Source organism: Streptomyces kanamyceticus (assembly GCF_008704495.1).
Lineage (GTDB): Bacteria > Actinomycetota > Actinomycetes > Streptomycetales > Streptomycetaceae > Streptomyces > Streptomyces kanamyceticus.
Genome location: NZ_CP023699.1, coordinates 4,195,983 through 4,222,081, shown reverse-complemented (window position 1 = coordinate 4,222,081; position 26,099 = coordinate 4,195,983). Strand labels below are relative to the sequence as shown.

27 protein-coding genes, 4 tRNA genes and 1 pseudogene are annotated in these 26,099 nt (G+C 69.3%); 21 read left to right on the top strand and 11 right to left on the bottom strand.

All coding sequences use genetic code 11. The features are described from left to right. Positions 1 to 5: 5 nt before the first annotated feature. Both CP970_RS17490 and CP970_RS17485 read left to right on the top strand, forming a co-directional pair. Positions 6 to 809, top strand: a complete 804-nt coding sequence (locus tag CP970_RS17490) for a barstar family protein (RefSeq protein ID WP_055547867.1) — start codon at positions 6 to 8, stop codon at positions 807 to 809. 149 nt (positions 810 to 958) lie between these two features. Then, complete coding sequence (locus CP970_RS17485; RefSeq protein WP_055547864.1) at positions 959 to 1,225, top strand: GlsB/YeaQ/YmgE family stress response membrane protein; 267 nt, start codon at positions 959 to 961, stop codon at positions 1,223 to 1,225. 263 nt (positions 1,226 to 1,488) lie between these two features. Here CP970_RS17485 and CP970_RS17480 read toward each other — a convergent pair whose 3' ends face one another. Continuing rightward, entirely contained in the window at positions 1,489 to 2,394 is a 906-nt protein-coding gene (locus CP970_RS17480; RefSeq protein ID WP_150493525.1) for a hypothetical protein, read from the bottom strand. A 350-nt stretch (positions 2,395 to 2,744) separates the two neighbouring features. Between CP970_RS17480 and CP970_RS17475 the strand changes: the two genes are divergently transcribed. Further along, positions 2,745 to 4,004 carry an MFS transporter gene (locus CP970_RS17475; protein WP_055547861.1) on the top strand — a complete coding sequence of 420 codons (1,260 nt, stop codon included), beginning with the start codon at positions 2,745 to 2,747 and terminating at the stop codon, positions 4,002 to 4,004. A 104-nt stretch (positions 4,005 to 4,108) separates the two neighbouring features. Here CP970_RS17475 and CP970_RS17470 read toward each other — a convergent pair whose 3' ends face one another. From CP970_RS17470 to CP970_RS44205, 3 genes are read right to left on the bottom strand one after another with little or no spacing between them, the layout of a single operon-like run. Continuing rightward, complete coding sequence (locus tag CP970_RS17470) at positions 4,109 to 4,561, bottom strand: hypothetical protein (RefSeq protein ID WP_224058486.1); 453 nt, start codon at positions 4,559 to 4,561, stop codon at positions 4,109 to 4,111. Between the two features lie 39 nt (positions 4,562 to 4,600). Next, entirely contained in the window at positions 4,601 to 5,311 is a 711-nt protein-coding gene (locus CP970_RS17465) for a phytanoyl-CoA dioxygenase family protein (protein WP_055547859.1), read from the bottom strand. Beyond that, positions 5,308 to 5,625: a hypothetical protein gene (locus CP970_RS44205; protein WP_055547857.1), complete on the bottom strand. Its 318-nt coding sequence runs from the start codon at positions 5,623 to 5,625 to the stop codon at positions 5,308 to 5,310. Before CP970_RS44205 ends, CP970_RS17465 begins: the two co-directional genes overlap by 4 nt. Before the next feature lie 296 nt (positions 5,626 to 5,921). Here CP970_RS44205 and CP970_RS17460 point away from each other — a divergent pair, with 296 nt between their 5' ends. After that, on the top strand, positions 5,922 to 7,130 hold the full coding sequence (locus tag CP970_RS17460; RefSeq protein WP_224058484.1) for a helix-turn-helix domain-containing protein: 1,209 nt from the start codon (positions 5,922 to 5,924) through the stop codon (positions 7,128 to 7,130). Positions 7,131 to 7,145: 15 nt separating this feature from the next. Then, entirely contained in the window at positions 7,146 to 7,622 is a 477-nt protein-coding gene (locus CP970_RS17455; protein ID WP_055547855.1) for a hypothetical protein, read from the top strand. Between the two features lie 220 nt (positions 7,623 to 7,842). On the opposite strand, the gene CP970_RS17450 is transcribed toward CP970_RS17455, so the two are convergent. Then, on the bottom strand, positions 7,843 to 8,331 hold the full coding sequence (locus CP970_RS17450) for a YajQ family cyclic di-GMP-binding protein (protein ID WP_055547853.1): 489 nt from the start codon (positions 8,329 to 8,331) through the stop codon (positions 7,843 to 7,845). Between the two features lie 204 nt (positions 8,332 to 8,535). On the opposite strand from CP970_RS17450, the gene CP970_RS17445 reads away from it, so the two are divergent. Continuing rightward, positions 8,536 to 8,617 (top strand) — tRNA-Tyr (locus tag CP970_RS17445). A gap of 131 nt (positions 8,618 to 8,748) precedes the next feature. On the opposite strand, the gene CP970_RS17440 is transcribed toward CP970_RS17445, so the two are convergent. Continuing rightward, complete coding sequence (locus CP970_RS17440; RefSeq protein ID WP_224058482.1) at positions 8,749 to 11,457, bottom strand: NACHT domain-containing protein; 2,709 nt, start codon at positions 11,455 to 11,457, stop codon at positions 8,749 to 8,751. A gap of 234 nt (positions 11,458 to 11,691) precedes the next feature. On the opposite strand from CP970_RS17440, the gene CP970_RS17435 reads away from it, so the two are divergent. Beyond that, positions 11,692 to 11,904, top strand: a complete 213-nt coding sequence (locus CP970_RS17435; protein WP_055547851.1) for a hypothetical protein — start codon at positions 11,692 to 11,694, stop codon at positions 11,902 to 11,904. 114 nt (positions 11,905 to 12,018) lie between these two features. Here CP970_RS17435 and CP970_RS17430 read toward each other — a convergent pair whose 3' ends face one another. Then, the gene (locus CP970_RS17430) at positions 12,019 to 12,675 is read right to left on the bottom strand and encodes an SDR family oxidoreductase (RefSeq protein ID WP_055547849.1); all 657 of its coding nucleotides are present in this window, start codon (positions 12,673 to 12,675) and stop codon (positions 12,019 to 12,021) included. Between the two features lie 211 nt (positions 12,676 to 12,886). Next, positions 12,887 to 14,170 (bottom strand): amidohydrolase family protein, encoded by a 1,284-nt coding sequence (locus tag CP970_RS17425; RefSeq protein WP_055547846.1) that lies wholly within the window; start codon positions 14,168 to 14,170, stop codon positions 12,887 to 12,889. A 261-nt stretch (positions 14,171 to 14,431) separates the two neighbouring features. Between CP970_RS17425 and CP970_RS17420 the strand changes: the two genes are divergently transcribed. From CP970_RS17420 to CP970_RS17385, 8 genes and pseudogenes are all read left to right on the top strand, one after another. Continuing rightward, positions 14,432 to 14,504, top strand: a tRNA-Thr gene (locus tag CP970_RS17420). A 47-nt stretch (positions 14,505 to 14,551) separates the two neighbouring features. After that, positions 14,552 to 14,624: transfer RNA gene (locus CP970_RS17415), tRNA-Met, on the top strand. Positions 14,625 to 14,712: 88 nt separating this feature from the next. Beyond that, positions 14,713 to 14,877 carry a 50S ribosomal protein L33 gene (gene rpmG, locus CP970_RS17410; RefSeq protein WP_004571794.1) on the top strand — a complete coding sequence of 55 codons (165 nt, stop codon included), beginning with the start codon at positions 14,713 to 14,715 and terminating at the stop codon, positions 14,875 to 14,877. A gap of 87 nt (positions 14,878 to 14,964) precedes the next feature. Next, on the top strand, positions 14,965 to 15,417 hold the full coding sequence (locus tag CP970_RS17405; protein ID WP_055547844.1) for a MaoC family dehydratase N-terminal domain-containing protein: 453 nt from the start codon (positions 14,965 to 14,967) through the stop codon (positions 15,415 to 15,417). Between the two features lie 4 nt (positions 15,418 to 15,421). Next, positions 15,422 to 15,850: a MaoC family dehydratase gene (locus CP970_RS17400; protein WP_055547843.1), complete on the top strand. Its 429-nt coding sequence runs from the start codon at positions 15,422 to 15,424 to the stop codon at positions 15,848 to 15,850. A gap of 112 nt (positions 15,851 to 15,962) precedes the next feature. Beyond that, complete coding sequence (locus CP970_RS17395) at positions 15,963 to 16,535, top strand: TetR/AcrR family transcriptional regulator (RefSeq protein ID WP_055547841.1); 573 nt, start codon at positions 15,963 to 15,965, stop codon at positions 16,533 to 16,535. A gap of 162 nt (positions 16,536 to 16,697) precedes the next feature. After that, positions 16,698 to 18,134 (top strand): MFS transporter, encoded by a 1,437-nt coding sequence (locus tag CP970_RS17390; RefSeq protein ID WP_055547839.1) that lies wholly within the window; start codon positions 16,698 to 16,700, stop codon positions 18,132 to 18,134. A 45-nt stretch (positions 18,135 to 18,179) separates the two neighbouring features. After that, a pseudogene (locus tag CP970_RS17385) lies at positions 18,180 to 19,250 on the top strand (UDP-N-acetylmuramate dehydrogenase); the annotation flags it as partial. Between the two features lie 7 nt (positions 19,251 to 19,257). Here the strand turns inward: CP970_RS17385 and CP970_RS17380 are convergent. Next, positions 19,258 to 19,890, bottom strand: a complete 633-nt coding sequence (locus tag CP970_RS17380) for an NAD(P)-dependent oxidoreductase (RefSeq protein WP_055547835.1) — start codon at positions 19,888 to 19,890, stop codon at positions 19,258 to 19,260. An 86-nt stretch (positions 19,891 to 19,976) separates the two neighbouring features. Here CP970_RS17380 and CP970_RS17375 point away from each other — a divergent pair, with 86 nt between their 5' ends. Beyond that, complete coding sequence (locus tag CP970_RS17375; protein ID WP_055547833.1) at positions 19,977 to 20,576, top strand: TetR/AcrR family transcriptional regulator; 600 nt, start codon at positions 19,977 to 19,979, stop codon at positions 20,574 to 20,576. A gap of 23 nt (positions 20,577 to 20,599) precedes the next feature. On the opposite strand, the gene CP970_RS17370 is transcribed toward CP970_RS17375, so the two are convergent. Both CP970_RS17370 and CP970_RS17365 read right to left on the bottom strand, forming a co-directional pair. After that, complete coding sequence (locus CP970_RS17370; protein WP_079043530.1) at positions 20,600 to 21,619, bottom strand: adenosine deaminase; 1,020 nt, start codon at positions 21,617 to 21,619, stop codon at positions 20,600 to 20,602. 156 nt (positions 21,620 to 21,775) lie between these two features. Continuing rightward, positions 21,776 to 23,002: a pyridoxal phosphate-dependent aminotransferase gene (locus tag CP970_RS17365; protein ID WP_055547831.1), complete on the bottom strand. Its 1,227-nt coding sequence runs from the start codon at positions 23,000 to 23,002 to the stop codon at positions 21,776 to 21,778. 179 nt (positions 23,003 to 23,181) lie between these two features. On the opposite strand from CP970_RS17365, the gene CP970_RS17360 reads away from it, so the two are divergent. The 5 genes from CP970_RS17360 (at position 23,182) to rplA (ending at position 26,029) form a co-directional block, all read left to right on the top strand. Further along, positions 23,182 to 23,254: transfer RNA gene (locus tag CP970_RS17360), tRNA-Trp, on the top strand. Positions 23,255 to 23,362: 108 nt separating this feature from the next. Then, positions 23,363 to 23,650 (top strand): preprotein translocase subunit SecE, encoded by a 288-nt coding sequence (secE, locus tag CP970_RS17355; RefSeq protein WP_055547829.1) that lies wholly within the window; start codon positions 23,363 to 23,365, stop codon positions 23,648 to 23,650. A 77-nt stretch (positions 23,651 to 23,727) separates the two neighbouring features. Beyond that, positions 23,728 to 24,609: a transcription termination/antitermination protein NusG gene (nusG, locus tag CP970_RS17350; RefSeq protein WP_055547827.1), complete on the top strand. Its 882-nt coding sequence runs from the start codon at positions 23,728 to 23,730 to the stop codon at positions 24,607 to 24,609. 176 nt (positions 24,610 to 24,785) lie between these two features. Next, complete coding sequence (rplK, locus tag CP970_RS17345) at positions 24,786 to 25,220, top strand: 50S ribosomal protein L11 (RefSeq protein ID WP_055547825.1); 435 nt, start codon at positions 24,786 to 24,788, stop codon at positions 25,218 to 25,220. Between the two features lie 86 nt (positions 25,221 to 25,306). Next, positions 25,307 to 26,029, top strand: a complete 723-nt coding sequence (rplA, locus tag CP970_RS17340) for a 50S ribosomal protein L1 (RefSeq protein ID WP_055547823.1) — start codon at positions 25,307 to 25,309, stop codon at positions 26,027 to 26,029. The last annotated feature ends 70 nt before the right edge of the window (positions 26,030 to 26,099 follow it).

Here is a 26,099-nt window from a genome sequence, read left to right as displayed (position 1 = left end):
CTCCGGTGCAACTGCCGAGGTACGCACTGGCGGCGTACGACCCCGACCGGTCCCCGTACGACGAGATCTGGGCGCTCTGCGCCGACGCGGAGCAGCTCTTCGCCGACCAACTGCCGGACGAACCGGCCACGTCGGACGAGCTCGTGGAGCCGCCCGTACGACTCATCGGCTGCTCCCCGCGCGGCGCCCTGCGGGACGCCCTGGAGGCGGGCGGCAGCGACCTCGGGCACGGCAGGGTGCTGCGCCTCGGCAGCATGGGGCAGACCCTGCAGCACGCCGTGGAGGGCGAGGTCGTCGCCTGGATCCCGTCCGCGCGCGGACAGGGCCTCGTCGACCTCGCCCTCGACCCGTGGACCGTACGCCCGCCGCGCGCCGCCCGAGAGGTCTGGGACACCTGGTGGTGCGGCCGCCCCGAGGAGCGCAACGGCTGGGCGCGGCACGGGACGGACGGCCGCGCGCACTGGCTCGGCGTCGCCCGGGTCAACGGCAGGCGGCGCAGCCCTGACGCGGGAGCCGGCGTCTCGTACCACCTGGACGGCCGCCACATCACCGACGAGCCCGCCTTCTACTGCGCGCTCGGCGAGGCGCTGAACGGCCCCGCGGGCTACTTCGGACGCGACCTGGACACCCTGTCCGAGTGCCTGCGCGGCGGCTTCGGCGCGCTGGCGCCCTTCACGCTCGTCTGGCACGACGCGCACATCGCGAGGACCTGCCTGGGCGTGACACCCCGCACGGACGACCGCCCGCCGTCCTTCGAGGAGTTGCTCGCCTTCGTCGTACACGAGGGCATCGGGGTCGTCCTGGCCTGAGGCCGAACGGGCGGGCCGCCGGTCGCTGTGGTGTGCGCCGCACCTTGCGGATCACCGCAACCGCGCCACTCCGTAGAGACGTCCTTCAGGACAGAACGCACAAAAGCTCACCGCGCGAGAAGGGTTCGCGAGAGAGGTCAGGTCGCCGCATGGGCGTCATCAGCTGGATCATCCTGGGACTGCTCGCCGGAGCCGCCGCCAAACTGCTGCTGCCCGGCCGCGACCCGGGCGGATTCATCGGCACGACCGTCATCGGCATCGCGGGCGCCTTCATCGGCGGCTGGCTCTCCGCCCGCTACCTCGACCGCCCCATCGTCAACGACTTCTACGACGGGGCCACCTGGGCGGCGGCCATCGGCGGCTCACTCGTCCTGCTGATCGCCTACCGCATCCTCTTCGGCCACTCGCGCCGCTGAGCACCGTTCCCCCGAACTGCGGCCAGCAGCAAGGGCGGGCACCCGGCCTGGGCGCCCGCCCTTCGGCGTCGTACGACCGCGGGAACTACGGGAACTACCGGCAGTTCACGAACTTCCCGGGTGATCGTCTGACCTGCACGGACTTCATAGAATCTTCCCTGACCTGCGGAAACCACTGCCGGTGGTTGTCGCGGTTTTCCATGATCTTCTGGGGGCGTGTGCCCTCGTTGTGCCCTGGGAGGCGCGACCCGTGGCCGTGCAAGTCACGGGCGATGGTGAGCGGACCTTGCCACGTGCGCTCTGAGTTCGTCGATGCCCGGATAGGGTGCCCCGGATGCCAACTGTTTACTTTCATACGTCGGGCTGAAGTGCTCAAATCGGAGCTGCTCGTTTGGGCCGCGAGTGATTACAACTTTTCCGGCGTCGAATCGGTAATTTGCGTCGAGTTCCTCCCGAACCCTGGAACACAGGAGATTCGCTGAAGCCGTCAGGTGGAAGATGAGTTCGTGAATCAGGTCGCAGTTGAAGTCGTACTCGTCTCCGTATCTCTTGTACAGGTCCTCGTCCCACTCAATTTCTTTATGCTTCTCGCGCAGGCAAAAACGCTCTCGCAGGATTCTGTGATCCGAAAATTCGCGATCAATCACCCCTACGAGGTCTCGCCAGATCTCGGTAAAGAGTTTCCCGCTCTGGCGAATCTTTGGGAAGTGGGAGGTGGGCCATTCTCTGGAGCCGAGCCAGATAGCCGCCTGCGAGAATCGGTCGAACCGGTCCCGCTCCATGGTGGGAGAAGGGGTCAGGAGCCATGACGTCCAGGAGTCCCAGTGCTCCAGATCAATGCGCTGCTCCCAATCGGCTACGAACCTCGCGGCGCGCTCGGCTGCCTCCTCGGCATCCTTCGACGGCTTGTCCATGCTCCGGGATACGGCTGACTCGTGCTCCCGTTTCATCTCCATTAGGACTTCGACCGAAAAGAAGCGTCCGTTTGAAGTGTCGATTACCTTATGGTGCTCTTCGCAGAGGAGAATGCGATTCTCGTAGGCGTCCCTCTGCTGCTGTGGAATTTTGGGATTCGCTCGCGGCCCGTTACCTGACTCTGCAATTATGTGTGCTTCTTCGCCGAGAGTTACACCTTGGTCCGCCTCGGCATCATTGACGTACTCCTGCATATCGGATGTTAGTCGCCGGTCGCACTCGGGAAACGCGCACCTGTTCCCTGAACGCCCCCAGAGTCGCTTGCGGTCTGAGATTGACATCCCCATGCTGCTCCCCAGGTTTAGCGGCCTGTCGCTTCCATCATGCTGAACTGTCTCGGCGCCGCCGCGCAGTTGAACCCCGAAGGCGGTCAGTCTGTAGCGGCGATCGGCTCTGTGTACGTCGAGCTCGGTAGCGGCGTACCGCCTTTAGTTTGAGGTCTCCGAGAACGGCGTGCCCGGTGCGCCGGTCGGGCCTAGGGTGGTCGCCGATCCGGTCGGATGCACCTGCCTTTCGGCCCGTACAGTCCGCCCCGGAGGGCACATTGAACTACCTGCGCTTGCTGCGGCAGCGGCCCGTACTGGTGCTGTGGCTCGCGCAGAGTCTGTCCGTCCTCGGGGATCGGCTGTACGCGCTCGCGGTCATGTGGGTGGTGTTCACCTCGACCGGGTCGGCGTCGCTCATGGGGCTCGTCGCGGTCGTCGAATCGTTGCCCTACATCGTGCTCGGGACGGCGGGGCGTCACGTCGTGGCGCGGTTCTCGACGTTCGGGCGGCTGGCCCGGGTCGACGCCGCGCGGGCGCTGGTCGCGGTCTCACTGCCCTTCCTGTGGTCGCCGGACCCGTGGGGCGTGGCCCTGTTGCTCTTCGGCGTGCTGCTGCTCGGGAGCCTCGGGGCGCTGTTCGATCCGAACCTCGGCGCCCTGGTGCCCGACCTCGTCGAACCCGAGCGGGTGCAGGAAGTCACGGGCCTGTTCGACCTCACAGGTCGTATCGCCCGGATCGCGGGTCCGGCGAGTATCGGTCTACTGCTGCTCGCTGTCTCCGAGGTGCAGCTCTTCGCGCTGAACGGAGTGACCTTCGCGGTGTCGGCGGTGGCTCTCGGGTGGCTGGCCCGCCGGTACGCCATGGCGGCTGGTGGAGGAGCGTTTGAGCGCCCCGGCAAGGCGCGGTCCGCGGTTCGCGCGTGGCCGGTGGTACGGGCGCACCCTCGCGTCGGCTTGGCAGTCGGACTGCACGGCGTCGCCCTGTTCTGCTCGGCCGTGACGGCGGTCGGCATGCCCGCGCTGCTCGCCACCCGGTACGGCACCGGGGCGGCCGTCTACGGCCTCGTGACAGCGGCCGTGGGGGTTGGGGCGCTGCTCGGCAACCCGCTCGCCAGTAGCCGCTGTTCGGGCAGCTGGATGGCCGTGTACTGCGGGGCATGGGCGATGCAGGGCGTTGCGACGGCGTGCATGGGGCTCGTGCTCGACCTACCCGCTCTGCTGCTCCTCGCCCTCGTGAGCGGTCTGGTCACCCCGGCGACGAGCGTCACTCTGCGGGCGCACCTCGGCGCGTTCGCGCCCGCCGAGCGGCTGCGGCTGATGTCCGTCGACCAGACAGTGATTCGTACCGGCGGCACGGCCGGAATGCTGCTGCTGCCGTTCCTGGTCGATGCTTCGCCGCGAGGTGCGTTCGTCGTGGGCGGGGGCATGGTGGCGGGGGCGGCACTGGCCTCGCTGCTCGTCGCCTCGCGACTGCTGCGCCCCGACGCTGCTCTGCCCGCACCTGCGGCTGCCCAGGGGCACGCGGTGGCCGCGGAGTAGGGGCGGGGCGTGGCGTACCACGGCCCCCGCCACGTGGTGCAGACGCGACGGGGGCCGAGGGGCTTGCGGGGAGGCTGGCCGCATGAGTGACCGGTGCGGAGCGGTTACGCGGGCTGCGGTCCGGGCTTCCACTGCGCCGCTTCGAGGGCGAGCCAGTGCTGCACGGTGATGTTCTCGAAGGGGACTCCGATCTCGCCGTAGATGCGGTTATGCATGGCGCCGAACCAGGCTCCGCGGCGGTCGTCGAAGAACGGGCGGTCGTACCAGGCGACGCCGAGGATGATCGTCCCGCCGCCGTTCCGGTTGTCCGGGTCGGCCTCGAAGTACGTGCATTCCCAGTCCCAGAGCATCTGTTCTTCGGGGCGGGAGCGCAGGCGGTCATCGCTGTCGCGCAGGTGCGCGATGCAGCGCTCGACGGTGGCGGCGTCGGGGCAGTAGTAACGGCAGTCGCTGAACGCGATGACCGTCTTACTGCCCCGGCGGGCGGGGTCGGCGTCCTCTCCGGTGAGAACGCGGACGCGGGTGATCGGTGGGGCACTGGTGTCGAGGATGGTCACGGGTGGTGCTCCTCTCGATTTCGGATGGTGCCTTGTGGGTCACCAGTCCGACCCGGTGAGCGGGTACAGGCCGGGGCTGTGGGAGCCGCTCGGGTGGATCGCGCCGGGAGCGACGTAGCGGATGTTCAGGCCGATGCGTGCGCCGACGGTCATGTTGCTGTCCGAGCGGTGAATCAGTCGGACGTCCATCAGGCAGGCTTGTCCGGCGTCGAGCGACAGCCACACACCCCGTTCGTGCGGGGTGTTGGGCATGCCTTCTACGCCGAGCGCCTTGCCGCGCCGTGCGTCGCTCTCCTCGCGGCCGTAGTCGAGGTATCCGGCGGCGTGCGAGCCGGGGACCACTTGCAAGCAGCCGTTGACGGTGGTCGCGTCGGTCACGGCCAGCCATGCGGAGACGGAGAGTTCGGGGTCGAGCTGCATGCGCGGGTTGGTCCCGTCCTGGTGCCACGGCACCGGGAAGTCCCGACCGGGCCACTTGATCATCAGGAACGTGTTCTCGACGGCGACTGAGTCGCCGATGGTTTCCTGTACGACCCTGAGCAGGTCTGGAGAGCGCACGGCGTGTGCGGCCCAGTCGGAACGCAGGTGTGCGTCGCGTACGACCTCGGTCTGCGCTGCCCTGTGCTCGGCGATGATCTCGGCGGCACGGGCGCGGGCGAGACCGTTGATGTTCCACTCCAGACCGGTGCGGTAGCCGCTCTCTCCGAGCGGGCTCGGCCCGGCGTAGTGGACCTTGGCGGCTTGGCTCACCGTTCCGTGTCCTCTCCCGTGGCGACGGCGGCGACCAGGGCGGCGGCAAGGTCGTCCGTGCCGGTGTGAGCGGGCCCGTCCGTCGGGTCGTTCACCCACTTCAAGAGGCCATCCCAGCCGGGCGGGGCGAGCACGACCCATGAACCTGAGCCAAGGGCCTGCGTACCGTCCTGCTGCCAGTTCTGAGCGGTGCCAGGAGCGGTGAGGAAGTACGCCTGCCCGTTGCACCGGTCGTGCAGGACGGGCCCGACCGGGACGCCGCGGGCTTCCAAGTCGCGCACCGCGCGCACTCCGACGTCGGCCGAGACGCGCACCGCGTCCCAATCCTCCCCAGCCGCACATAGCTTCGGCTTGCTGAGGTAACGGATCCATGCGGGTCTGCGCTGCATCACTGCTGCTCTCTTCTCGGGTATGTACGCGAGGAGATGAGGGAACCGCGCAGGGCAGAGAGTGAACCAGCAACGATGCGCAGGGCTCATGCGCGTATGCGTCGGACGCATTTCCGCGCTCGCAAACCCGGTGCGCGGTACCTACCGTTGAGGGGCAGGCACGCATGGACTGGTCGGACACCGCCGCGAGAGAGGCGTAGCGGGCTGGCGACTACGGGCGGGTGCTCGAACTCGCCCGGCGTGCCGTGCGTATGACACAGAGGCAGCTCGGCGACGTCATCGGCTTATCGCAATCCGCGGTATCCCGGATGGAGAAGCGGGGCGTAGCCACCTACGACATGAACACCCTTGCGAGGGCCGCTCATCACCTTGGCATTGCGCCCGGACTGGTCGGCCTCGCCGACGACGGCGCGGCCCTGGTCACGCCTATGGAAGGGCTCGACCCAGTGGAACGGCGCAGATTCATGGCCGGGGCACTCGTCACGGCAGCGGCCCCCGTGCTCGGCGCAGCGGCACCCGCGCCCCTCGACTGGGGTGCGAGCCCGGCCGACGTGCTGCGCGTCGCAACCACCGCGTACCGGCGGATGGACGCGACCGTGCCCGCGCGGCAACTTGCGGACACTGTGCAAGGACACATGCGCCTCGTGCAGACCGTCGCGGCGCAGGTGGCTGACCAGGCGATGCGTGCTCACCTTGCGGCGGCGGGTAGCGAAGTCGCCAGCCTTGCCGGGTGGTTGGCCTGGGACATGGCCGACGCTGGCTCGGCGCGCACGTGGTACGGCGCATCGATCAAGGCGGCACGACGCTCGGGTGACCGGTTGCTCATCGCGTATCAGCAGGGCAGTCTCGCGCAATTCGAGGTCGAGGCGGGCAACGTCGCGCAGGGCCTGAGCTTGATCCGCACGGCGCGGCAACAGATCGGCGGCGAGCGTCCGGCCATTGCGGCAGCGTGGTTGTCATCTCTAGAGGCGATCGCGCACGCCACGGGTGGGGACGAGAGGGCCGCCGAGAGGGCGCTGCTCACCAGTGCTGCCGAGGCCGAGCAGATGCCCGGCGAGGAACCTCCGCCGTGGCCATGGGTGTTCGCGTTCGACCTGCGCAAGGTGGCAGCGGCGCGGGTGACCTGTGGCGCGCGCCTCGCACGTCCCCGATGGGTGCTCACTTCGCTCGACGATGCCACCGCCGCACTGTCCTCGAACCATGAGAAGCAGAGGGCGTTGCTGGGCCTCGATGTGGCGAGCGGACACGTGGCATCGGGGCACCTCGACGCCGCGTTCGCGCTCGCTACCCGCTCGCTCGACGTAGGGCTGCGGCTGCGGTCGGGGCGCGTCGTCGAGCGCGCCCGGACGTTCCGGCGCAGCTACTCGTCGGCGACCCCGCCCACGGTTGTCCGCGATTTCGACACGCGACTGCACGACGCCTACCTATGACCGGGAGATGAAGACATGAGAGTCGGGATCACGGGACACCGTGGGCTGTCCGCGGAGGTCGAGCGGCAGGTTCGCCAGGCGCTGGCCGATGCGGTCGAGGCTTACGACGTGGCCGAGTTGGTCGGTGTGAGCTGCATCGCGGACGGGCCTGACGCCTGGTTCGCAGAGGCCGTACTCGACCATGGTGGCCGGGTCGAGGTGGTGATTCCCGCCGAGCAGTACCGCGGTGGTCTCCCCGACTGGCATCACCCCACGTACGACACGCTGCTGAGCCGAGCATCGACCGTGCACCGAACCGGCCTCGACGGCTCCGACTCGGACGCGCACATGAGGGGTAGCGAACTGCTCGTCGACCAGGTCGACGAACTGCTCGCGGTCTGGGACGGCCGACCCGCGCGCGGCTACGGCGGCACTGCCGATGTCGTCACCTACGCAGAGGCCAAGGGTGTGCCCGTGCGGGTGCTCTGGCCCGAGGGGGCTACGCGCGACTGATGCCTGCGGCGCGCTTCTACTTGCCCGGCGCCGGCTCTTCCGGGCGAGAGAGCCCGTACTCGTCGGCGAGGGTGTTCTCACCGGGGATGGCGCGGTTGGGCTTCCAGCCGTCACGAGGAGGACACAACGGGGGTCGCCTTTGAGGCTGTCCTCGGCGATGTGCCCCCGTTGTGCCCCGCTCGCTCAGCCTGACAACGTCCGTGCAGGTCAGACCAGTTGATTACCGGTAGTTCACGAACTGCAGCGCGAATTCGAAGTCCTGGCCCTTGAGCAGCGCCTGCACGGTCTGCAGGTCGTCCCGGCTCTTCGAGCTGACGCGCAGCTCGTCGCCCTGGACCTGCGCCTTGACGCCCTTGGGGCCCTCGTCACGAATGATCTTGGCGACCTTCTTCGCGTTCTCCTGGGAGATGCCCTCCTCGATCGAGGCGAAGATCTTGTACTCCTTGCCGGACAGCTGCGGCTCGCCCGCGTCCAGCGACTTCAGCGAGATGCCGCGCTTGACCAGCTTGGACTGGAAGACATCGAGGATCGCCTTGACCCGCTCCTCGCCGCTCGCCTCCATCAGGATCTTCTCGCCGGACCACGAGATCGAGGCACCCGTGCCCTTGAAGTCGTAGCGCTGCGAGATCTCCTTGGCGGTCTGGTTGAGGGCGTTGTCGACCTCCTGCCGCTCGACCTTCGAGACGATGTCGAAACTGGAGTCGGCCATGTCCTGTGGCTCCTTGTATCGGGGTGTCGGGGTATGCGTACTCAGCGGATACGCGGCCCAATGGCGCCGGCCGCATCCGCAAAGCCTAGCCACCGACCCCGCGTGGGGTGCCGATCAATCGGGTGGCGAAGCACCCCTGTCCATCAGGTATCGTTTACGTCGTTGCCACGGAGCGCCGCGCAAGCGGAACCAGGCAGCGACCCCGGCGGTGTGCCCGAGCGGCCAAAGGGAGCAGACTGTAAATCTGCCGGCTCAGCCTTCCCAGGTTCGAATCCTGGCGCCGCCACATGAAGGTAAACCCCCTCCGATCTGCGGAAACGTAGAGCGGAGGGGGTTTCTTCGTGTGTGGGTGATCCTGGCCTCCGGCCTGGCCCTCGATCGCCGTTCCGACCGGTCGCCGTTCAGACCGATTGCCGTTCAGACCGGGCCGAGACCCCCTCGTACGATCGCCGTGGACTCCGGAAGCAGGTCCGAGCCGACGAGGGCGACCTCTTCGGGGACACGGAGAGTGAGCAGGCTGCGAACCCCCTCCAGGGTGCTGAGGTCGATGCTCGGGTGGCGCGTCTCGATGGTGAGTTCGCACAGCTTGGGGAAGAGGCGAAGCCAGTCCCACGTGGGGCCCGTGTCGGCCTCGATCCACAGGTGGGTGAGGCGCTGGCCCGGGCACGTGGCGACGAACTCGGCCACGGTGAACTCGCCCGTGATCTTGATGTGGGAGCGCCCGCCGAAGCTGCGGAGCGCGCGCAGCTCGGACAGGTTCGACACGGGGAAGTAGAGGCCGTTCTCGGCGAGGTGCGCGACCACTTCCTGGCCGTACAGGTCCGTCTCGTACCTGCCCCACGCGCGCGCGAGTTCGTTGCGGATCCGCAGGTCCGGGTGGTTGCGGTACTTGGCGAGCAGTTCGATCGCGGCGTCCGTCGCGATCGGTGTGGCCGTGAGCACGGTGAAGTACGCCTCGTCGGCCACCGCCCAGTAGGCCGCTTCCTCCGCCACGGCCTTCGCCTTCTGTTCCTCCGTGGCGAGCGGGTCCGGGGCGGTCGGGCGCTGCGGCAGCTCTCGCGGTCCTGGCAGCAGTTCGAGTACGAAGGGCCCGATCGCCGCCAGCGCGCGCGCCTGGTCCGGCGAGCGCGGGGGGATGAGGGCGGACGCCCGTTCCTGAACCTCCGCGCGCACCGAGGGGGCGAGCTCGGTCGCGTGCTCCAAGCAGGCGGCCGCGAGGAGGTGGAGCCGGTCCCTGCCCTGGCACGAGGTGTCCTCGCGCCTGATCAGGCCGGTGAGGAGGTACGTGCGTTCGGTGGGCCGGGCGTGGGCCACGGCCATCCTGATGACGTCCTCCCACTGGTCCAGGTGCGCGTTGGCGATCAGGAAGTCGAAGTCGAGCCCCTCGACGGCCGCCTTCGCCCCGAGGTAGTCCTGGAAAGTGCGGTGGACGAAATCCATGGAGTCCGCGCTCGGCTCCCTGAGCAGGCCGCTGCGGACGAGCAGATGCCGGTAGACCTCCTCCGGAGTGCCCTGCTCGGCCACCTTGGGCATGGCGGGCAGGACCTGGCCCAGCAGCTCCACCGCGTCGCTGCGGGTCATCTCGGAGCGGCCGTTGCGGATCATCCAGTAGGCCAGTTTCTGGATCAGCTGGATGTGCTCGGCCTCGCTGACGTGGATGGGCCCCGTCTTGTAGACACCACGCTCGCGGTCACGCCGGAAGAGCAGCATCGACAGGGCCGCGTCGTAGATCTCCTTGCGGCCGTCGGGGAGATAGCCGCGGCGGTCCTGGTGCAGTGCGCAGATCAGCCCGCACATCAGGGGGTTGATCGCGAGCCTGCTCAGGTCCTGCTGGGCCCGCACCGTACGCAGCAGCTCGCTGGCGTACTGGTCGCTGATGCCGGCCGCCTTGTGCCACCGGTGGATGAACTCGGCGATGTCGTCGCGCTTCATGGGCGCGAGGTCCAGCTCGGCGAAGTCGTCGTCGTTCAACCAGCGTTCCCGCACGGCCGAAGGACGTGAGGTGACGAGCCAGCGGTTGTCGGGGTAGGCGCTGAGCAGTTCCCGGAGCCAGCGGCGGGCGTCGTTGCGGTCGCCCTCGGGGATCTCGTCGATCCCGTCGATCAGGATCAGTCCGCGCCCCGCCTGCAGCACCCTGTCGATCCACCCGTGCGGCTGGCTGCCCGCGATCGGGCAGTCCACGGCCGACAGGAACCCGTCGGGGGGAGGGAGCGGGGCGCCGCTGCGCGTCAGCGTGCGCAGCGGGAGCACGAACGGCACGAGACCGTAGAGATGGAGCAGTTGATCGTCGAACGACCTCGTCGCCGTGGAGACCGCGAGCCACTGGATGAGGGTGGTCTTCCCGGAGCCCGCGAGCCCGCGGAGGAGCACGCGGTTGCGGCCCGCGAGGACGTGATCGGCCGGTACGACGGAGGGGGCGGCGCTCAACACGTCGGCGGCCGCGTTCAGTCGGAGATAGGCCACGTCGAGCCGCCAGCTCTCCGGCGCACCCGACAGGTCGAGGCCGAAGATGCTCAACTTGCCGTGCTTGGTCGCGATGTAGTGCGCGTACCGCTCCTCGAAGGGACCGTCCGCCGGGGACGGCGACCGGGTGATCAGCGAGTCGATCTTCCGGGTCAGCTCCTCGATGCCGCGGCTCTGTTCGAGCAGGGTGCGCGGTACGAACGTGGACCGCTGGCTGAAGAAGTTCAGGATGTGCAGGCAGGCGGTGTCCAGGACCCCGGCGTGCAGAGTGACCGCGTCGCGGGACAGGCCCAGCGTCGCCGTCCTGTTCTGGGCGCGCAGGTGCTGGGAGAGCGCGAGATGCCCCAGGCGCACGGCCTGCACGTCGTCCATCTCCAGTGTCCCGAGGGACCGCAGCGAGTCGGTGACGGCGTGGATGACGGCCTGCTTCTCGAAGGACGGAAGCAGTTCCTCCACTCCGGTCGAGTGAGCGGCACGCTGGACCAGCTCTTCCGAGATCTTCCGCAGGTCCTTGTCGGAGAGCGTGCGCTTCTCGCCCCGGAAGGAGACGAGACGGGACACCCGGACGGGCTTGTCGACGAGGTCCGCCCCCGCGCCTTCGGGCTGGAACAGCCTTCTGACCAGCGGGCCCACGACGCTCGACGCGAGTCGGGCTCCGATCACGGCGGGTTCCATCTGCCCTCCGGGGCATCCATGCGGCGTGACCTGCCAGCCGTCCTGGGGGCCAGGATAGGGCCGCGCCCACGGTGCCAAAGCCCAACTGCGCTATTCCGTCGCGCAGTTGGGGCGCACGTCGTTTACCTGGGGGAACGCGGGCCGGAGCCTTTTCGTACGTGCATCCGGGGCGTTCCGCAGGGGCAACGAGCCTCGCGCGCTCCGGGTGGGCACACTGATCACATGTCATCCCGCCGCAGGAACTGCCCCGAGTGCCGCCGCGAGATCGCCGTCGTCGGTGGCCGGTTCGCTCGCCACGACCCGCCGGGGCCGCGCGCCGGCGAAGAGCTGGTCTCCTGTCCAGGATCGCGCAGCCATGCCCAGCTCGGCGCCGTACAGGCCGCCCTGGACGGCTATGTGGTCCCGACGGTCCCGGGGCAGCTCCCGCTGTTCTGAGCCCTCAGCGCCGCCGTGAGGGGCCGCGGTGCCGTCACGAGGGGCGAGGTGCCTCCGCGAGGGCCCGCGCTCCGGTTCCGCTCCGGTTCCGCTCCGGTTCGCCTTCGCCGGGACTCAGTTCCCCGCGACGGACTTGACCGCGACAGGCACCGGCACGGAGCCGCTGATCAGCTCCAGCGTCAGCCCGGCCGTCGCCGACGTCTCCACGAGCTCGGCGAGCACCGCGGCCACGTCGTCGCGCGGAACCGGCCCGCGGCCGGTCGCCGCCTCCAGGCGTACGAGACCGGTGCCCGCGTCGTTCGTGAGCATCCCGGGCCGCAGGATCGTCCAGTCCAGGGCGTCACGCGAACGCACGTACGCGTCGGCCTCGCCCTTGGCCCGCAGATAGGCGTCGAAGATCTCGTCGCCCTGGTGCGCCGGATCGGCGCCCATCGAGGACACGACGACATAGCGCCGCACCCCGGCCCGCTCCGCCGCGTCCGCGAACAGCACGGCGGCGCCGCGGTCCACGCTGCTCTTGCGGTCGGCGCCGCTGCCGGGACCCGCGCCCGCCGCGAACACGGCGGCGTCGGCGCCCCGCAGATGCCCTGCGACCTCGTCGACGGACGCCGACTCCAGGTCGCACAGCAGCGGTTCGGCACCGGCCGCGCGCAGCTCGGCTTCCTGCCCGGCGGCGCGGATCAGCCCGGCGACCTCGTCACCGCGCGCGGCGAGCAGACGCTCGAGCCGCAGCGCGATCTGACCATGACCCCCAGCGATGACAATGCGCATGTTTCCGACCGTACGGCAGGGCGGGCAGGTTCGCCCCACGCGGATGAGACGCCTTCAGGGGCCGTGTGCCCGGTTCAGGGGCCGTGTGCCCGGTTCAGGGGCCGTGTGCCCGGAACTTCAAGGGCCGTGTGCCCCAAACGGCCCCCGCACTCCCCGAACAGGCCCCGACACGCCCGCGTCCGGCCCCTCAGGAGGCCCATCAGGAGGCCCCTCAGGAAGCCGTCCCGCCGCCCTTGGGCCGTCCCGGCTCGTTCCCCTTGGCGCGTCCCTGCCGCGGCAGGTCGAGGGCCACCGCGGCGGCCGAGTCGCAGTACTCGCGCACCGCGCTGGTGCGTGCCACCACGCGCCCCCGGTGCACCACGACGCGGCTGTAGGCGAGCGACAGCGCCCCCGCGAGCCGGTCGCCGCGCACGGCGAGCAGTTCCGCGGGGAAGCCCGCCTCGACGCGCACCTCGGGCAGCCCCATGGCCGCCCGCGCGGACCCGCTGACCGCTCCGTAGGCGTCGTCGGGCCGCAGCCCGCACTGCGAAGCCAGCAGGTAGGCGGCCTCCAGGGGGTCCCCGCGCCCGACCGGGTTCGACGCGTCCCGCATCGCGCCGCTGCCCGCGGCGACCCGCACCCCGGCCGCCCGCAGCAGCCGCACGGGAGCCGCACCGCGCCGCTCGGCACCGCCGCAGCCGCCCTGCGGCAGACAGACGACCGTCACGCCCGCCGCCGCGAGCTGGTCGGCCGTGCGCGAAATCACTTCCACGGGCAGCCGCCCGAGCCCGCCGCACGGACCGATCGCCACCCCGGGACGCAGACCGCCCGCCATCGCCGCGAGCCGCCCGAGCCTGGCCGGGTCGGCGCCGTCCGTGTGCAGGTCGACGGGGCAGCCGTGCTCGGCGGCGAGTTCGAGCACGGCCTCCGCGTACCCCGTCGGATCGGGGTCGAGATCTGGACAACCGCCCACTACGGAGGCGCCCATCTTCATCGCGTCCCGCAGCATCGCGAGCCCGTCGGCCCCGGCGATACCCGTCAGCAGCCGGGGCACGGCGACCACCGTCAGATCGACCAGACCCCGCAGCGAACGCCGCGCCTGAAGCACCGCCTCCATCGGGCCGAGCCCCTGGACGTCGCCGATCCGCACATGGGACCGCACCGCGGTGGCCCCGTGCCCGAGTTGCAGCAGAGCCGACTCCGTGGCCCTGCGCTGCACGTCCGGGACGTCGTACGAGACGGGGCCCTCGACCTCGGCCGAGAGCGCCGTGTCACCGTGCGCGTGCGGTTCGGCGGCGGCCGGAAGCAGGAGGTGGCCGCCGAGGTCCACGCGCGTGGCGTGCGCGGTCAGGCTGCCGGCCGTGCCGACCGCCTCGATGCGCCCGCCACCGAGCCGGACGTCCACGGTCCTGCCGTCGGTGAGCCGCGCCCCGCAGAGCAGCAGCGCGCCGGACTCGGCCGGGTCGGGGCCCGAGGAGCCCGAGGAGTGGGGCTGCTGCGGCTGGCTGTCGGGCATCGCGCTCCTGGGGCTCGGGGGCGGCTGCAGTCGGTCGAGGCGTCGAGATCGCGCGAGGCGTCAAGATCACGCAGCGTGAGTCGAGCCTAGGGCGGCGAAAGGCCCGCTTCGAGGAGGAGCGCAATAGTCGTACCGGTGTGGTGCGACGGCACTGATGAGGCGCTCAGAGACGGTTGAGGCGGCCTTCGCGATGCCCCCGGAGAGCCCTGACGAAACGGATTTGGGCGATCGGCGGCCGACCGTGTAATGTCTTCATCGCTCGCCCCAATAGCTCAGTCGGTAGAGCGTCTCCATGGTAAGGAGAAGGTCTGCGGTTCGATTCCGCATTGGGGCTCTGATGTCAGGTGATCCTCGCCTTCGGGCGAGGGGATCCGGCATCGCAGCGGTGTAGCTCAGTCGGTAGAGCAAGCGGCTCATAATCGCTGTGTCACCGGTTCAAGTCCGGTCACCGCTACTAACAGTAGCCGATTGTGGGGTCGGTCCTTCGATCGGCTACTCTTTTATGCGTTCATCCGTCCATCCGTCCGTCAAGGAGCACTCACGTGGCTGCCACAGACGTCCGCCCGAAGATCACGCTGGCCTGCGTGGAGTGCAAGGAGCGGAACTACATCACCAAGAAGAACCGGCGTAACGACCCGGACCGTCTTGAGATGAAGAAGCACTGCCCGCGCTGCAACGCGCACACTGCGCACCGCGAAACGCGCTAAACACAGGCTCGTACACGAGGCCGTCCCCAGATTTTTGGGGGCGGCCTCGCGTCGTTGATGAAACCAATCGCAGGAGGTGCCGAGTCCATGGCGCTCGACCAGTCCTTCGTGGGGCGGTCCTATCCGCCCACCGATCCCTATGAGGTCGGCCGGGAGAAGATCCGCGAGTTCGCCGAGGCCGTGGGCGACGCCAATCCCGTGTACACCGACACGGAGGCTGCCAAGGCTCTCGGTCATTCCAATGTGATCGCCCCGCCGACTTTCGTGTTCGCGATCACGTTCAAGGCGTCGGGCCAGGTCATCGAGGACCCGCAGCTGGGGCTCGACTACAGCCGGGTCGTCCATGGGGACCAGCGGTTCGTCTACACGCGCCCGGTGCGTGCGGGGGACCGGCTGACGGTCACCTCGTCCATCGAGACCATCAAGTCGCTCGCGGGCAACGACATCCTGGACATCCGCGGCGAGGTCCACGACGAGGCCGGTGAGCACGTCGTGACCGCCTGGACCAAGCTCGTGGCGCGTGCGGCGGAAGGGGCCTGAGGCGATGACGGCGAAGATTTCCTACGACGACGTCGAGGTCGGCACCGAGCTGCCGGCCCAGAGCTTCCCGGTGACGCGCGCCACTCTCGTGCGGTACGCGGGCGCGTCCGGTGACTTCAACCCGATCCACTGGAACGAGAAGTTCGCGGTCGAGGTCGGCCTTCCCGACGTCATCGCGCACGGCATGTTCACCATGGCCGAGGCGATCCGCGTGGTGACCGACTGGGCGGGCGACCCGGGAGCCGTCGTCGAGTACGGCGTGCGCTTCACCCGGCCCGTCGTCGTCCCGAACGACGACAAGGGCGCGGTCATCGAGGTCGCGGCCAAGGTCGGGGCCAAGCTCGACGACGGCCGTGTCCGGGTGGACCTCGTCGCGACGAGCGAGGGGCAGAAGGTCCTGGGCATGTCCCGGGCCGTCGTCCAGCTCGCCTGACCGAGGCAGTACGAAGCAGTAGCAGTAGAAGCAGTAGCAGTAAGGGGCGCCCGCAATTGCGGGCGCCCCTTACTGCTTGACGTAGGTAGTGATTGACCACTAACTTAGCCGCATGGTCAGGATGAGCGCAGAGGAGCGGCGCGAGAGCGTCATCCGCGCGGCGATGAAGGAGTTCGCCCAGGGCGGGTACTACGGGACCTCCACCGAGGCGATCGCCAAGCGCGTGGGTGTCTCGCAGCCGTATCTCTTCCGGCTCTTCCCCGGCAAGAAGGCGATGTTCCTCGCGGCGTCGGCCCGTTGCATGGAGGACGTCCGCAAGGTCTTCGAAGCCGCGGCCGAGGGGCTGCACGGCGAAGAGGCGCTGCACGCCATGGCGGAGGCGTACACCGAGCTGATCGCCAAGGAGCCGGACAAGCTACAGATGCAGCTGCAGACGTACGTCACCGTGGCCGCGGCGGAGGCCTCCGGTGACCACGAGTTCGGCGAGATGGTCCGCACGGCCTGGATGGATCTGTGGGACACGGTGCACGTGCCGCTCGGTGCGGACGTGGACGAGACCACGACCTTCCTGGCCTACGGAATGCTCGTCAACACCCTTGCCGCGATGGGCTTTCCGGCTGAGCACAGGGTCTGGGAAGGGCTCTATCTCTCGGCCCGGGTCAAGGATCACCCCGCGAAGAAGTAGTTCCGCGCCACCGTTCTCGCCATTGCTCCGCGTCGCCGTTCCGCGCATCACCGTCCCGCAGGGCGGGCTCCTCGTCGTCCGTCGGCGTGGTTCCGTCTGCCCAGCAAAGTTAGTCATCAATAACTAACCAAAACCCGCAAGCTTCGCTATCCAGGGGGAGTCATGGAACAGCACACACCGAGTCGGGGGACCGCCGTCTGGGCCCTCGTCGTCACCAGCGTCGCCGGGTTCATGGCGGCTCTCGACAACCTCGTCGTCACCACCGCCCTGCCCTCCATCCGCGAGGACTTCGGAGGAGCGCTGCACGACCTCGAATGGACCGTGAGCGCCTACACCCTCACCTTCGCCGTCCTGCTGATGTTCGGCGCCGCCCTGGGGGACAGGTTCGGGCGGCGCAAGCTCTTCATGGTGGGTCTCACGGTCTTCACCGGAGCCTCGGCCGCCGCGGCCCTCGCGCCAGGGCTCGAGGCCCTGGTCGCCGCCCGTGCGGTGCAGGGAGCCGGTGCCGCGATCATGATGCCGCTGACGCTGACCCTGCTGACGGCGGCCGTGCCGGTGGCCAAGCGCGGTATGGCGTACGGGATCTGGGGCGCCGTCAACGGTCTCGCGGTCGCCAGTGGGCCGCTCATCGGCGGCAGCCTCACCGAACACGTGTCCTGGCAGTGGATCTTCTGGCTGAACGTCCCGCTCGGCCTGGCCCTGCTGCCGCTCGCCCGCCTCCGTCTCGCCGAGTCGTACGCCTCCGGAGCGCGCCTCGACATCGCGGGCACCCTGCTGGCCAGCGGCGGACTCTTCGGAATCGTCTACGCCCTGGTGCGCGGTCCTCTCGACGGCTGGGCCAGTGCCACCGTCCTCACCAGCCTGATCGCGGGCGCCGCGCTGCTCGGCGGCTTCGTCCACCACGGCATCCGCAACAAGGCGCCGATGCTGCCGATGCGCCTCTTCCGTAGTCGTGCGTTTTCCGGGATCAACGCCGCGAGCCTGCTGATGTTCCTCGGCATGTTCGGCTCGATCTTCCTGCTCAGCCAGTACATGCAGATCGTCCTCGGCTACTCGCCCACCGAGGCCGGACTGCGGATGCTGCCCTGGACCGGCATGCCGATGCTCGTCTCGCCCCTCGCCGGGTACCTCTCCGACCGGATCGGCGGCCGCCCGGTCGTCGCCGCGGGCCTCTTCCTGCAAGCTCTGGGCCTGGCCTGGTACGCCGTCGTGGTGGCCCCCGACGCGGCGTACGGCGTGCAGCTCCCCGCCCTGATCATCAGCGGCATCGGGATGGCCCTCTACTTCGCCCCGGCCGCCAACCTGGTCATGTCCAGCGTGCGGCCGCAGGAGCAGGGCATCGCGTCCGGCGCCAACAACGCGCTGCGCGAGGTCGGCGGCGCACTCGGCATCGCCGTGATGTCCTCGATCTTCTCGGCGCAGGGCGGCTACGCGTCCGGGCGGGACTTCGTGAACGGGCTGGAGCCCGCACTGTGGGTGGGCGCCGCGGTGGTGGCGCTCGGGGCCGTGGCGGCGCTGTTCATCCCCTCCCGCGGGGCGACGCCCACGGGGCCCTCGGAGGCCACGTCGAAGCAGCGGGACGAACTGGTCGCCGCCTGAGCGGCCGGACGAGAACGGCCCCGCCCCGACCGGCGGGGCCGTTCTCGTACTCTTGAGCACGTGCAGGAACTCCACGATGCCCCCCTCGCCCCGCTGACCACCTTCCGCCTCGGGGGCCCCGCGACCCGACTGATCACCGCGGCCACCGATGCCGAGGTGGTTGCCGCCGTCCGCGAGGCCGATGACACCGGGACTCCGCTGCTGCTCATCGGCGGTGGATCGAACCTGGTCATCGGCGACAAGGGCTTCGAAGGCACCGCCCTGCGCATCGCCACGCGGGGCTTCGAACTCGACGGCACCGAGCTGGAGCTCGCGGCCGGAGAGGTCTGGACCGACGCGGTCGCCCGCACCGTCGAGGCCGGTCTCGCGGGCATCGAGTGCCTCGCCGGAATCCCCGGCTCCGCGGGTGCGACGCCGATCCAGAACGTGGGGGCGTACGGCCAGGAGGTCTCGTCCACGATCACCGAAGTGGTCGCTTACGACAGGAAGACCCACGAGACGGTCACCATCGCGAACGCCGAGTGCGACTTCTCGTACCGGCACAGCCGCTTCAAGGCCGATCCCGATCGCTTCGTGGTCCTGCGCGTGCGCTTCGAGCTGGAGGACGCGCAGGGGATGAGCGCCCCGCTCAAGTACCCGGAGACGGCGCGCGCGCTCGGCGTGGAGGCGGGGGACCGGGTCCCGGCGGCGATCGCCAGGGAGACCGTCCTGAAGCTCCGCGCCGGTAAGGGCATGGTGCTCGACCCCGAGGACCACGACAGCTGGTCGGCGGGGTCCTTCTTCACCAACCCGATCCTCACCGACGAGGAGTTCGCGGCCTTCCACGCGCGCGTGGCGGACCGTCTCGGCCCGGACGTCACCCCGCCCGGCTTCCCCGCGGGCGACGGCCGGGTGAAGACCTCGGCGGCCTGGCTCATCGACAAGGCGGGCTTCACCAAGGGCTACGGAGAGGGCAGGGCCCGCATCTCCACCAAGCACACCCTCGCGCTCACCAACCGCGGCGGCGCGACCACCGAGGACCTCCTCGACCTCGCCCGCGAGGTCGTCGCCGGTGTGCGCGAGGCCTTCGGGATCACCCTCGTCAACGAGCCGGTGACGGTGGGCGTCAGCCTGTAGGGGCCGGTCAGTAGGCCACGCCCACGCCCTGTTTCACGCTGGCGCGGTCGTCGGCCATGGCCAGCATCGCGTGCGCCACGTCCGCGCGCGCGATCGTGCGCCCCGCGCGCGGGAAGCCGCCCACGACCGTGCGGTAGGTGCCGGTCAAGGGCTTGTCCAGCAGCCTCGGGGGACGGACCGACGTCCAGTCCGTCGCGCTTGCCGCGAGCTCGGCCTCCATGGCCGTCAGGTCGACGTACACGTCCTTCAGGACCCGGTTGATCACCGCCAGCACGGCCCGGTCGACGAGCGGGCTGTCCGCGGGCTCGGGGCCCACCGGGCCCGCGCTCACCACCAGCAGGCGCCGCACCCCCTCCGCGTCCATCGCCCGCAGCACCGAACGCGTCAGCTCCGTCGTGATGCCCGCGTCGGCGCGCTTGCGGGGGCCGAGCCCGGAGAGGACCGCGTCCCGGCCCGCGACCGCGGGCCGCAGCGCCTCCGGGTCGCGCACGTCGGCCCGGAAGACCTCCAGGCGCTCGCCGGTCACCTCCAGGCGCGCGGGGTCGCGTACGACGGCCGTCACCTCGTGTCCCGCCGTCAGCGCCTGCCGGACGATCTCCTTGCCGATGCCGCCCGTCGCACCGAACACCGTGAGCTTCATCGTGCGCCTCCCAAGGTGGGTAAGTGTTCACTCTCCTCTAGGGTGAGTAAGTACTCACCCATTCGTCAAGCCTGGTTGGACGACACATGCAGCAGAAGCCCACCCGGGCCCGCATCCTCGACGCGGCCCATGAACTCATGCTCACCCTCGGCCTCTCCCGCGCCACCACCAAGGAGATCGCCAAGACGGCGGGCTGCTCCGAAGCCGCGCTCTACAAGCACTTCGCGAGCAAAGAGGAGCTGTTCGTGAGCGTCCTCCAGGAGCGATTGCCGCGGCTCAACCCCCGCCTGCGCCAGCTCATCGAGGAGCCGGGGGAGCGCTCCGTGGAGGAGAACCTCGTCGAGATCGCCCGCCTGGCCACCCACTTCTACGCGGAGAGCTTCCCGATCGGCGCCTCCTTGTACGCGGACCCCAAACTCAAGCGCCGCCACGAGGACTCCATGCGGGCGCTGGGCACCGGCCCCCACATGCCCATCGAGGCCCTGGACGCCTATCTGCGGACCGAGCGCGACGCGGGACGCATCGCCCCCGACGCCGACACCTTCGCCGCCGCCTCGCTGCTCATGGGCGCCTGCGCGCAGCGTTCCTTCGCCTACGACGCCACGGTCGCCGAGCAGCCCCCGCAGCCCGTCGAGGAGTTCGCCGCGGCCCTCGCCCGCACCCTCCTGAAGGGCATCAGCTCCTGACGGACGTCAGCTCCTGAAGGGCGTCAACTGACCAGCCACTCGTCCACTCCGGACAGGAGCTTGTCCTGTACGGCGACGGGGGCGGCCGAGCCGCGCACCGACTGCCGTGCCAGTTCGGCCAGTTCGGCATCCGTGAAACCGTGGTGCACGCGCGCGATGTCGTACTGCGCGGCAAGGCGGGAGCCGAAGAGCAGCGGGTCGTCGGCGCCGAGCGCCATGGGCACCCCGGCGTCGAAGAGCGTCCGCAGGGGCACGTCCTCCGGCTTCTCGTAGACGCCGAGGGCGACGTTGGACGCAGGGCACACCTCGCACGTCACGCCCCGGTCCGCGAGTCGCTTCAGGAGCCGGGGATCCTCGGCCGCCCGCACGCCGTGCCCGATCCGGGAGGCGTCCAGGTCGTCCAGGCAGTCCCGCACCGAGGCGGGCCCGGTCAGCTCGCCGCCGTGCGGCGCCGCGAGCAGCCCGCCCTCGCGCGCGATCGCGAAGGCGCGGTCGAAGTCCCGCGCCATGCCGCGCCGTTCGTCGTTGGAGAGCCCGAAGCCGACGATGCCCCGGTCCGCGTAGCGCACCGCGAGCCGGGCCAGCGTGCGAGCGTCCAGCGGGTGCTTCATGCGGTTCGCGGCGACGAGCACGCGCATTCCGAGGCCGGTCTCCCGCGAGGCGCTCTCGACGGCGTCCAGGATGACTTCCAGGGCCGGGATGAGCCCGCCGAGGCGCGGCGCGTACGACGTCGGGTCGACCTGGATCTCCAGCCACCCCGACCCGTCCCGCAGATCCTCCTCGGCGGCCTCGCGCACCAGGCGCTGGATGTCCTCGGGTTCGCGCAGACAGGAGCGCGCCGCGTCGTAGAGACGCTGGAAGCGGAACCAGCCGCGCTCGTCGGTCGCACGCAGCTTCGGCGGCTCGGCGCCGGTCAGTGCCTCGGGGAGCCGTACGCCGTACTTGTCGGCGAGCTCGAGCAGGGTGGCGGGCCGCATCGACCCGGTGAAGTGCAGGTGCAGATGGGCCTTGGGCAGCTCTCTTACGTCTCGTACACGCTCCATTGGAGGATCTTGCCGTACGCACCCGGCGTCCCGGTAGCGGCTTTCCCCCTTCGTGGCCTCCTCCGAACGAAGAAACGGGCCGCCCTCCCCAAGGGGAGGACGGCCCGCACGCACGCGTGGAGTGCTGTTTTCCGCCGGGAACGGCAGCCGGGAACGTCAGTCGCGGGCCTCGGCGAGCAGCTTCTGGAGCCGCGAGATGCCCTCGACGAGATCCTCGTCACCGAGCGCGTAGGACAGGCGCAGGTAGCCGGCCGTCCCGAAGGCCTCGCCGGGCACCACCGCGACCTCGGCCTCCTCCAGGATCAGCGCGGCGAGCTCGACGCTGTTCCGCGGGCGCTTGCCGCGGATCTCCTTGCCGATGAGGGCCTTCACCGAGGGGTACACGTAGAAGGCGCCCTCGGGCTCGGGGCAGAGCACGCCGTCGATCTCGTTGAGCATCCGCACGATGGTCTTGCGGCGCCGGTCGAAGGCCTCGCGCATCTTGGCGACGGCGACCAGGTCACCGGAGACGGCCGCGAGCGCGGCGGCCTGCGCGACGTTGGAGACGTTGGACGTGGCGTGCGACTGCAGGTTCGTCGCGGCCTTCACGACGTCCTTCGGGCCGACGATCCAGCCGACCCGCCAGCCGGTCATCGCGTACGTCTTGGCGACGCCGTTGACCACGATGCACTTGTCGCGCAGCTCGGGCAGGATCGCGGGGAGCGAGGTGAACTTCGCGTCTCCGTAGACGAGGTGCTCGTAGATCTCGTCCGTGAGGACCCACAGGCCGTGCTCCAGGGCCCAGCGGCCGATGGCCTCCGCGTCGGCCTCGCTGTAGACGGCGCCCGTGGGGTTGGACGGGGAGACGAAGAGCACGACCTTCGTACGCTCCGTGCGCGCGGCCTCGAGCTGCTCCACGGAGACGCGGTAGCCGGTGGTCTCGTCGGCGACGACCTCGACCGGGACGCCGCCCGCGAGGCGGATCGACTCCGGGTAGGTCGTCCAGTACGGAGCGGGGACGATGACCTCGTCACCCGGGTCGAGGATCGCGGCGAACGCCTCGTAGATGGCCTGCTTGCCGCCGTTGGTCACCAGGACCTGCGAGGCGTCGACCTCGTAGCCCGAGTCGCGCAGCGTCTTCGCGGCGATCGCGGCCTTGAGCTCGGGGAGCCCGCCGGCCGGGGTGTAGCGGTGGAACTTCGGGTTCTTGCAGGCCTCGACGGCCGCTTCGACGATGTAGTCCGGGGTCGGGAAGTCGGGCTCACCCGCGCCGAACCCGATCACCGGACGACCGGCGGCCTTGAGTGCCTTGGCCTTGGCGTCGACGGCGAGGGTCGCGGACTCGGAGATCGCACCGATGCGGGCGGAAACCCGGCGCTCGGTCGGAGAAGTTGCAGCGCTCATCACCCCATCGTTCCAGACCCCGAAGACCCCCGGCACACGGGTTTCCCGGAGCATCGGATCCGAAGCTGTTCGACGGAGGGCCGCGGACCACGTACACTCACTGCTCGTTGGCCCTCACCGGCCGCTCCTCTCAACGCACTCCGTGCACATGGGCGGATGCGGTAGGTTGGGGAAAACAAAGGGTCGTAGCTCAATTGGTAGAGCACTGGTCTCCAAAACCAGCGGTTGGGGGTTCAAGTCCCTCCGGCCCTGCTACACACTCCTTCGCCAGGATGTGTGCGCATGTACGTACTGCATTGCACCGCCGTGCGGCTCATACCGGGCGCGGCACGGCCACGACCCGGAATCAGGTGAGGACGAGTGACGGACGCCGTGGGCTCCATCGACATGCCTGATGCCCAGGACGAGGCGCAGGAGTCGAAGAAGAAGGCCCGCAAGGGCGGCAAGCGCGGCAAGAAGGGCCCCTTCGGTCGTCTCGCGCTCTTCTACCGCCAGATCATCGCGGAACTCCGTAAGGTTGTCTGGCCGACTCGCAGTCAGCTGACGACCTACACCACAGTGGTGATCGTCTTCGTCGTCATCATGATCGGTCTTGTGACCGTGATTGACTATGGCTTCAGCCACGCTGTCAAGTACATCTTCGGCTGAGCCGAGAGCGAAGGGCGCCGTTCCCGGCGCCCATTTCGCGCGTTCCACCCCTCTGTATCCAGGAAGAAGCAGCCACCGTGTCTGACCCGAACCTGAACGACGCCATCGAGTCGGCGGAGTCCGTGGAGGACCAGCTCGACATCGTCGAGGCGGCGGACGCCGCGGCGCCGGATCAGGCCGAGGCCGCCGACGCTGCCGCGGGCGAGCCCGCCGAAGAGGCTGCCATGCACCTGGAGGGCGACGCCGAGGCCGTCGCCGAGTCCGAAGAGGACGAGGCCGCTGCCGCCGAGGTCGCCGACGAGGAGTCCGCCGAGGACGAGCCCGTCGAGGAGGCCGAGCCGGTCGACCCGATCGTCGCCCTGCGCGAAGAGCTCCGCACCCTCCCCGGTGAGTGGTACGTCATCCACACGTACGCGGGTTACGAGAACCGCGTGAAGACCAACCTCGAGCAGCGCGCCGTCTCGCTCAACGTCGAGGACTTCATCTTCCAGGCCGAGGTGCCGCAGGAAGAGGTCGCCCAGATCAAGAACGGCGAGCGCAAGACGATCCGTCAGAACAAGCTCCCCGGCTACGTGCTGGTGCGCATGGACCTGACGAACGAGTCCTGGGGCGTCGTCCGCAACACCCCCGGCGTCACCGGCTTCGTGGGCAACGCCTACGACCCGTACCCGCTGACCCTGGACGAGATCGTCAAGATGCTCGCCCCTGAGGCCGAGGAGAAGGCCGCCCGCGAGGCCGCGGAGGCCGAGGGCAAGCCCGCTCCGCAGCGCAAGGTCGAGGTCCAGGTCCTGGACTTCGAGGTCGGCGACTCGGTCACCGTCACCGACGGCCCGTTCGCGACGCTGCAGGCGACGATCAACGAGATCAACGCCGACTCGAAGAAGGTCAAGGGCCTCGTCGAGATCTTCGGCCGAGAGACCCCGGTCGAGCTCAGCTTCGACCAGATCCAGAAGAACTAGCCTTCCCGGCGTCCTCTGGAACACCCGCTTCCGACCAGGTCAGACAGGCTGCGAAAGCCGGTCTGACCTGCTCGGTTTTTAGCTGCACGACTATACCCGTTATCGTTGTGCGGTATGCCTCCATCCGGATGACCGGATGGTTGGCTGAAAACTCTCACTAGGACCCGGAGAGAGCAATGCCTCCCAAGAAGAAGAAGGTCACGGGGCTTATCAAGCTCCAGATCCAGGCTGGTGCCGCCAACCCGGCCCCGCCGGTCGGTCCCGCGCTGGGCCAGCACGGCGTCAACATCATGGAGTTCTGCAAGGCGTACAACGCCGCGACCGAGTCGCAGCGTGGCTGGGTGATCCCGGTGGAGATCACGGTCTACGAAGACCGCTCCTTCACCTTCATCACCAAGACGCCGCCGGCCGCCAAGATGATCCTGAAGGCCGCTGGTGTCGAGAAGGGCTCTGGCGAGCCCCACAAGACCAAGGTCGCCAAGGTCACCGAGGCGCAGATCCGTGAGATCGCGACGACCAAGATGGAAGACCTCAACGCCAACGACCTGGACGCCGCGTCGAAGATCATCGCCGGCACCGCCCGTTCCATGGGCATCACGGTCGAGGGCTGAGACTCCCCTCCGTCTGACCTTTCTCAGTGGTAGGGCCACGCGCTGGCCCGCACCACGACTCCATACCTGAACCCACAGGAGCAGAAGTGAAGCGCAGCAAGACTCTCCGCGCTGCGGACGCCAAGATCGACCGGGAGAAGCTGTACGCCCCGCTCGAGGCCGTCCGTCTCGCCAAGGAGACCTCCTCGACCAAGTTCGACGGCACCGTCGAGGTCGCCATGCGTCTGGGCGTCGACCCGCGCAAGGCCGACCAGATGGTCCGCGGCACCGTGAACCTCCCGCACGGCACCGGCAAGACCGCCCGGGTCCTGGTCTTCGCGACCGGTGACCGTGCTGCGGCCGCGGAAGCCGCTGGGGCCGACATCGTCGGCGCCGACGAGCTCATCGACGAGGTCGCCAAGGGTCGCCTGGACTTCGACGCCGTCGTCGCCACCCCGGACCTCATGGGCAAGGTCGGCCGCCTCGGCCGCGTGCTCGGTCCGCGTGGTCTGATGCCGAACCCGAAGACCGGCACCGTGACCCCCGATGTCGTCAAGGCTGTCAACGACATCAAGGGCGGCAAGATCGAGTTCCGCGTCGACAAGCACTCGAACCTGCACTTCATCATCGGCAAGGTGTCCTTCGACGACACCAAGCTGGTGGAGAACTACGCCGCGGCCCTGGAGGAGATCCTCCGTCTGAAGCCGTCGGCCGCCAAGGGTCGCTACATCAAGAAGGCCGCCATCGCCACCACGATGGGCCCCGGCATTCCGCTGGACTCGAACCGCACGCGCAACCTCCTCGTCGAGGAGGACCCGGCCGCCGTCTGACATTGACGGCAGCCGCGTCGCGCACGCGTTCTGTTGGACGGGCCCCGCAACCTTTCGAGGTGCGGGGCCC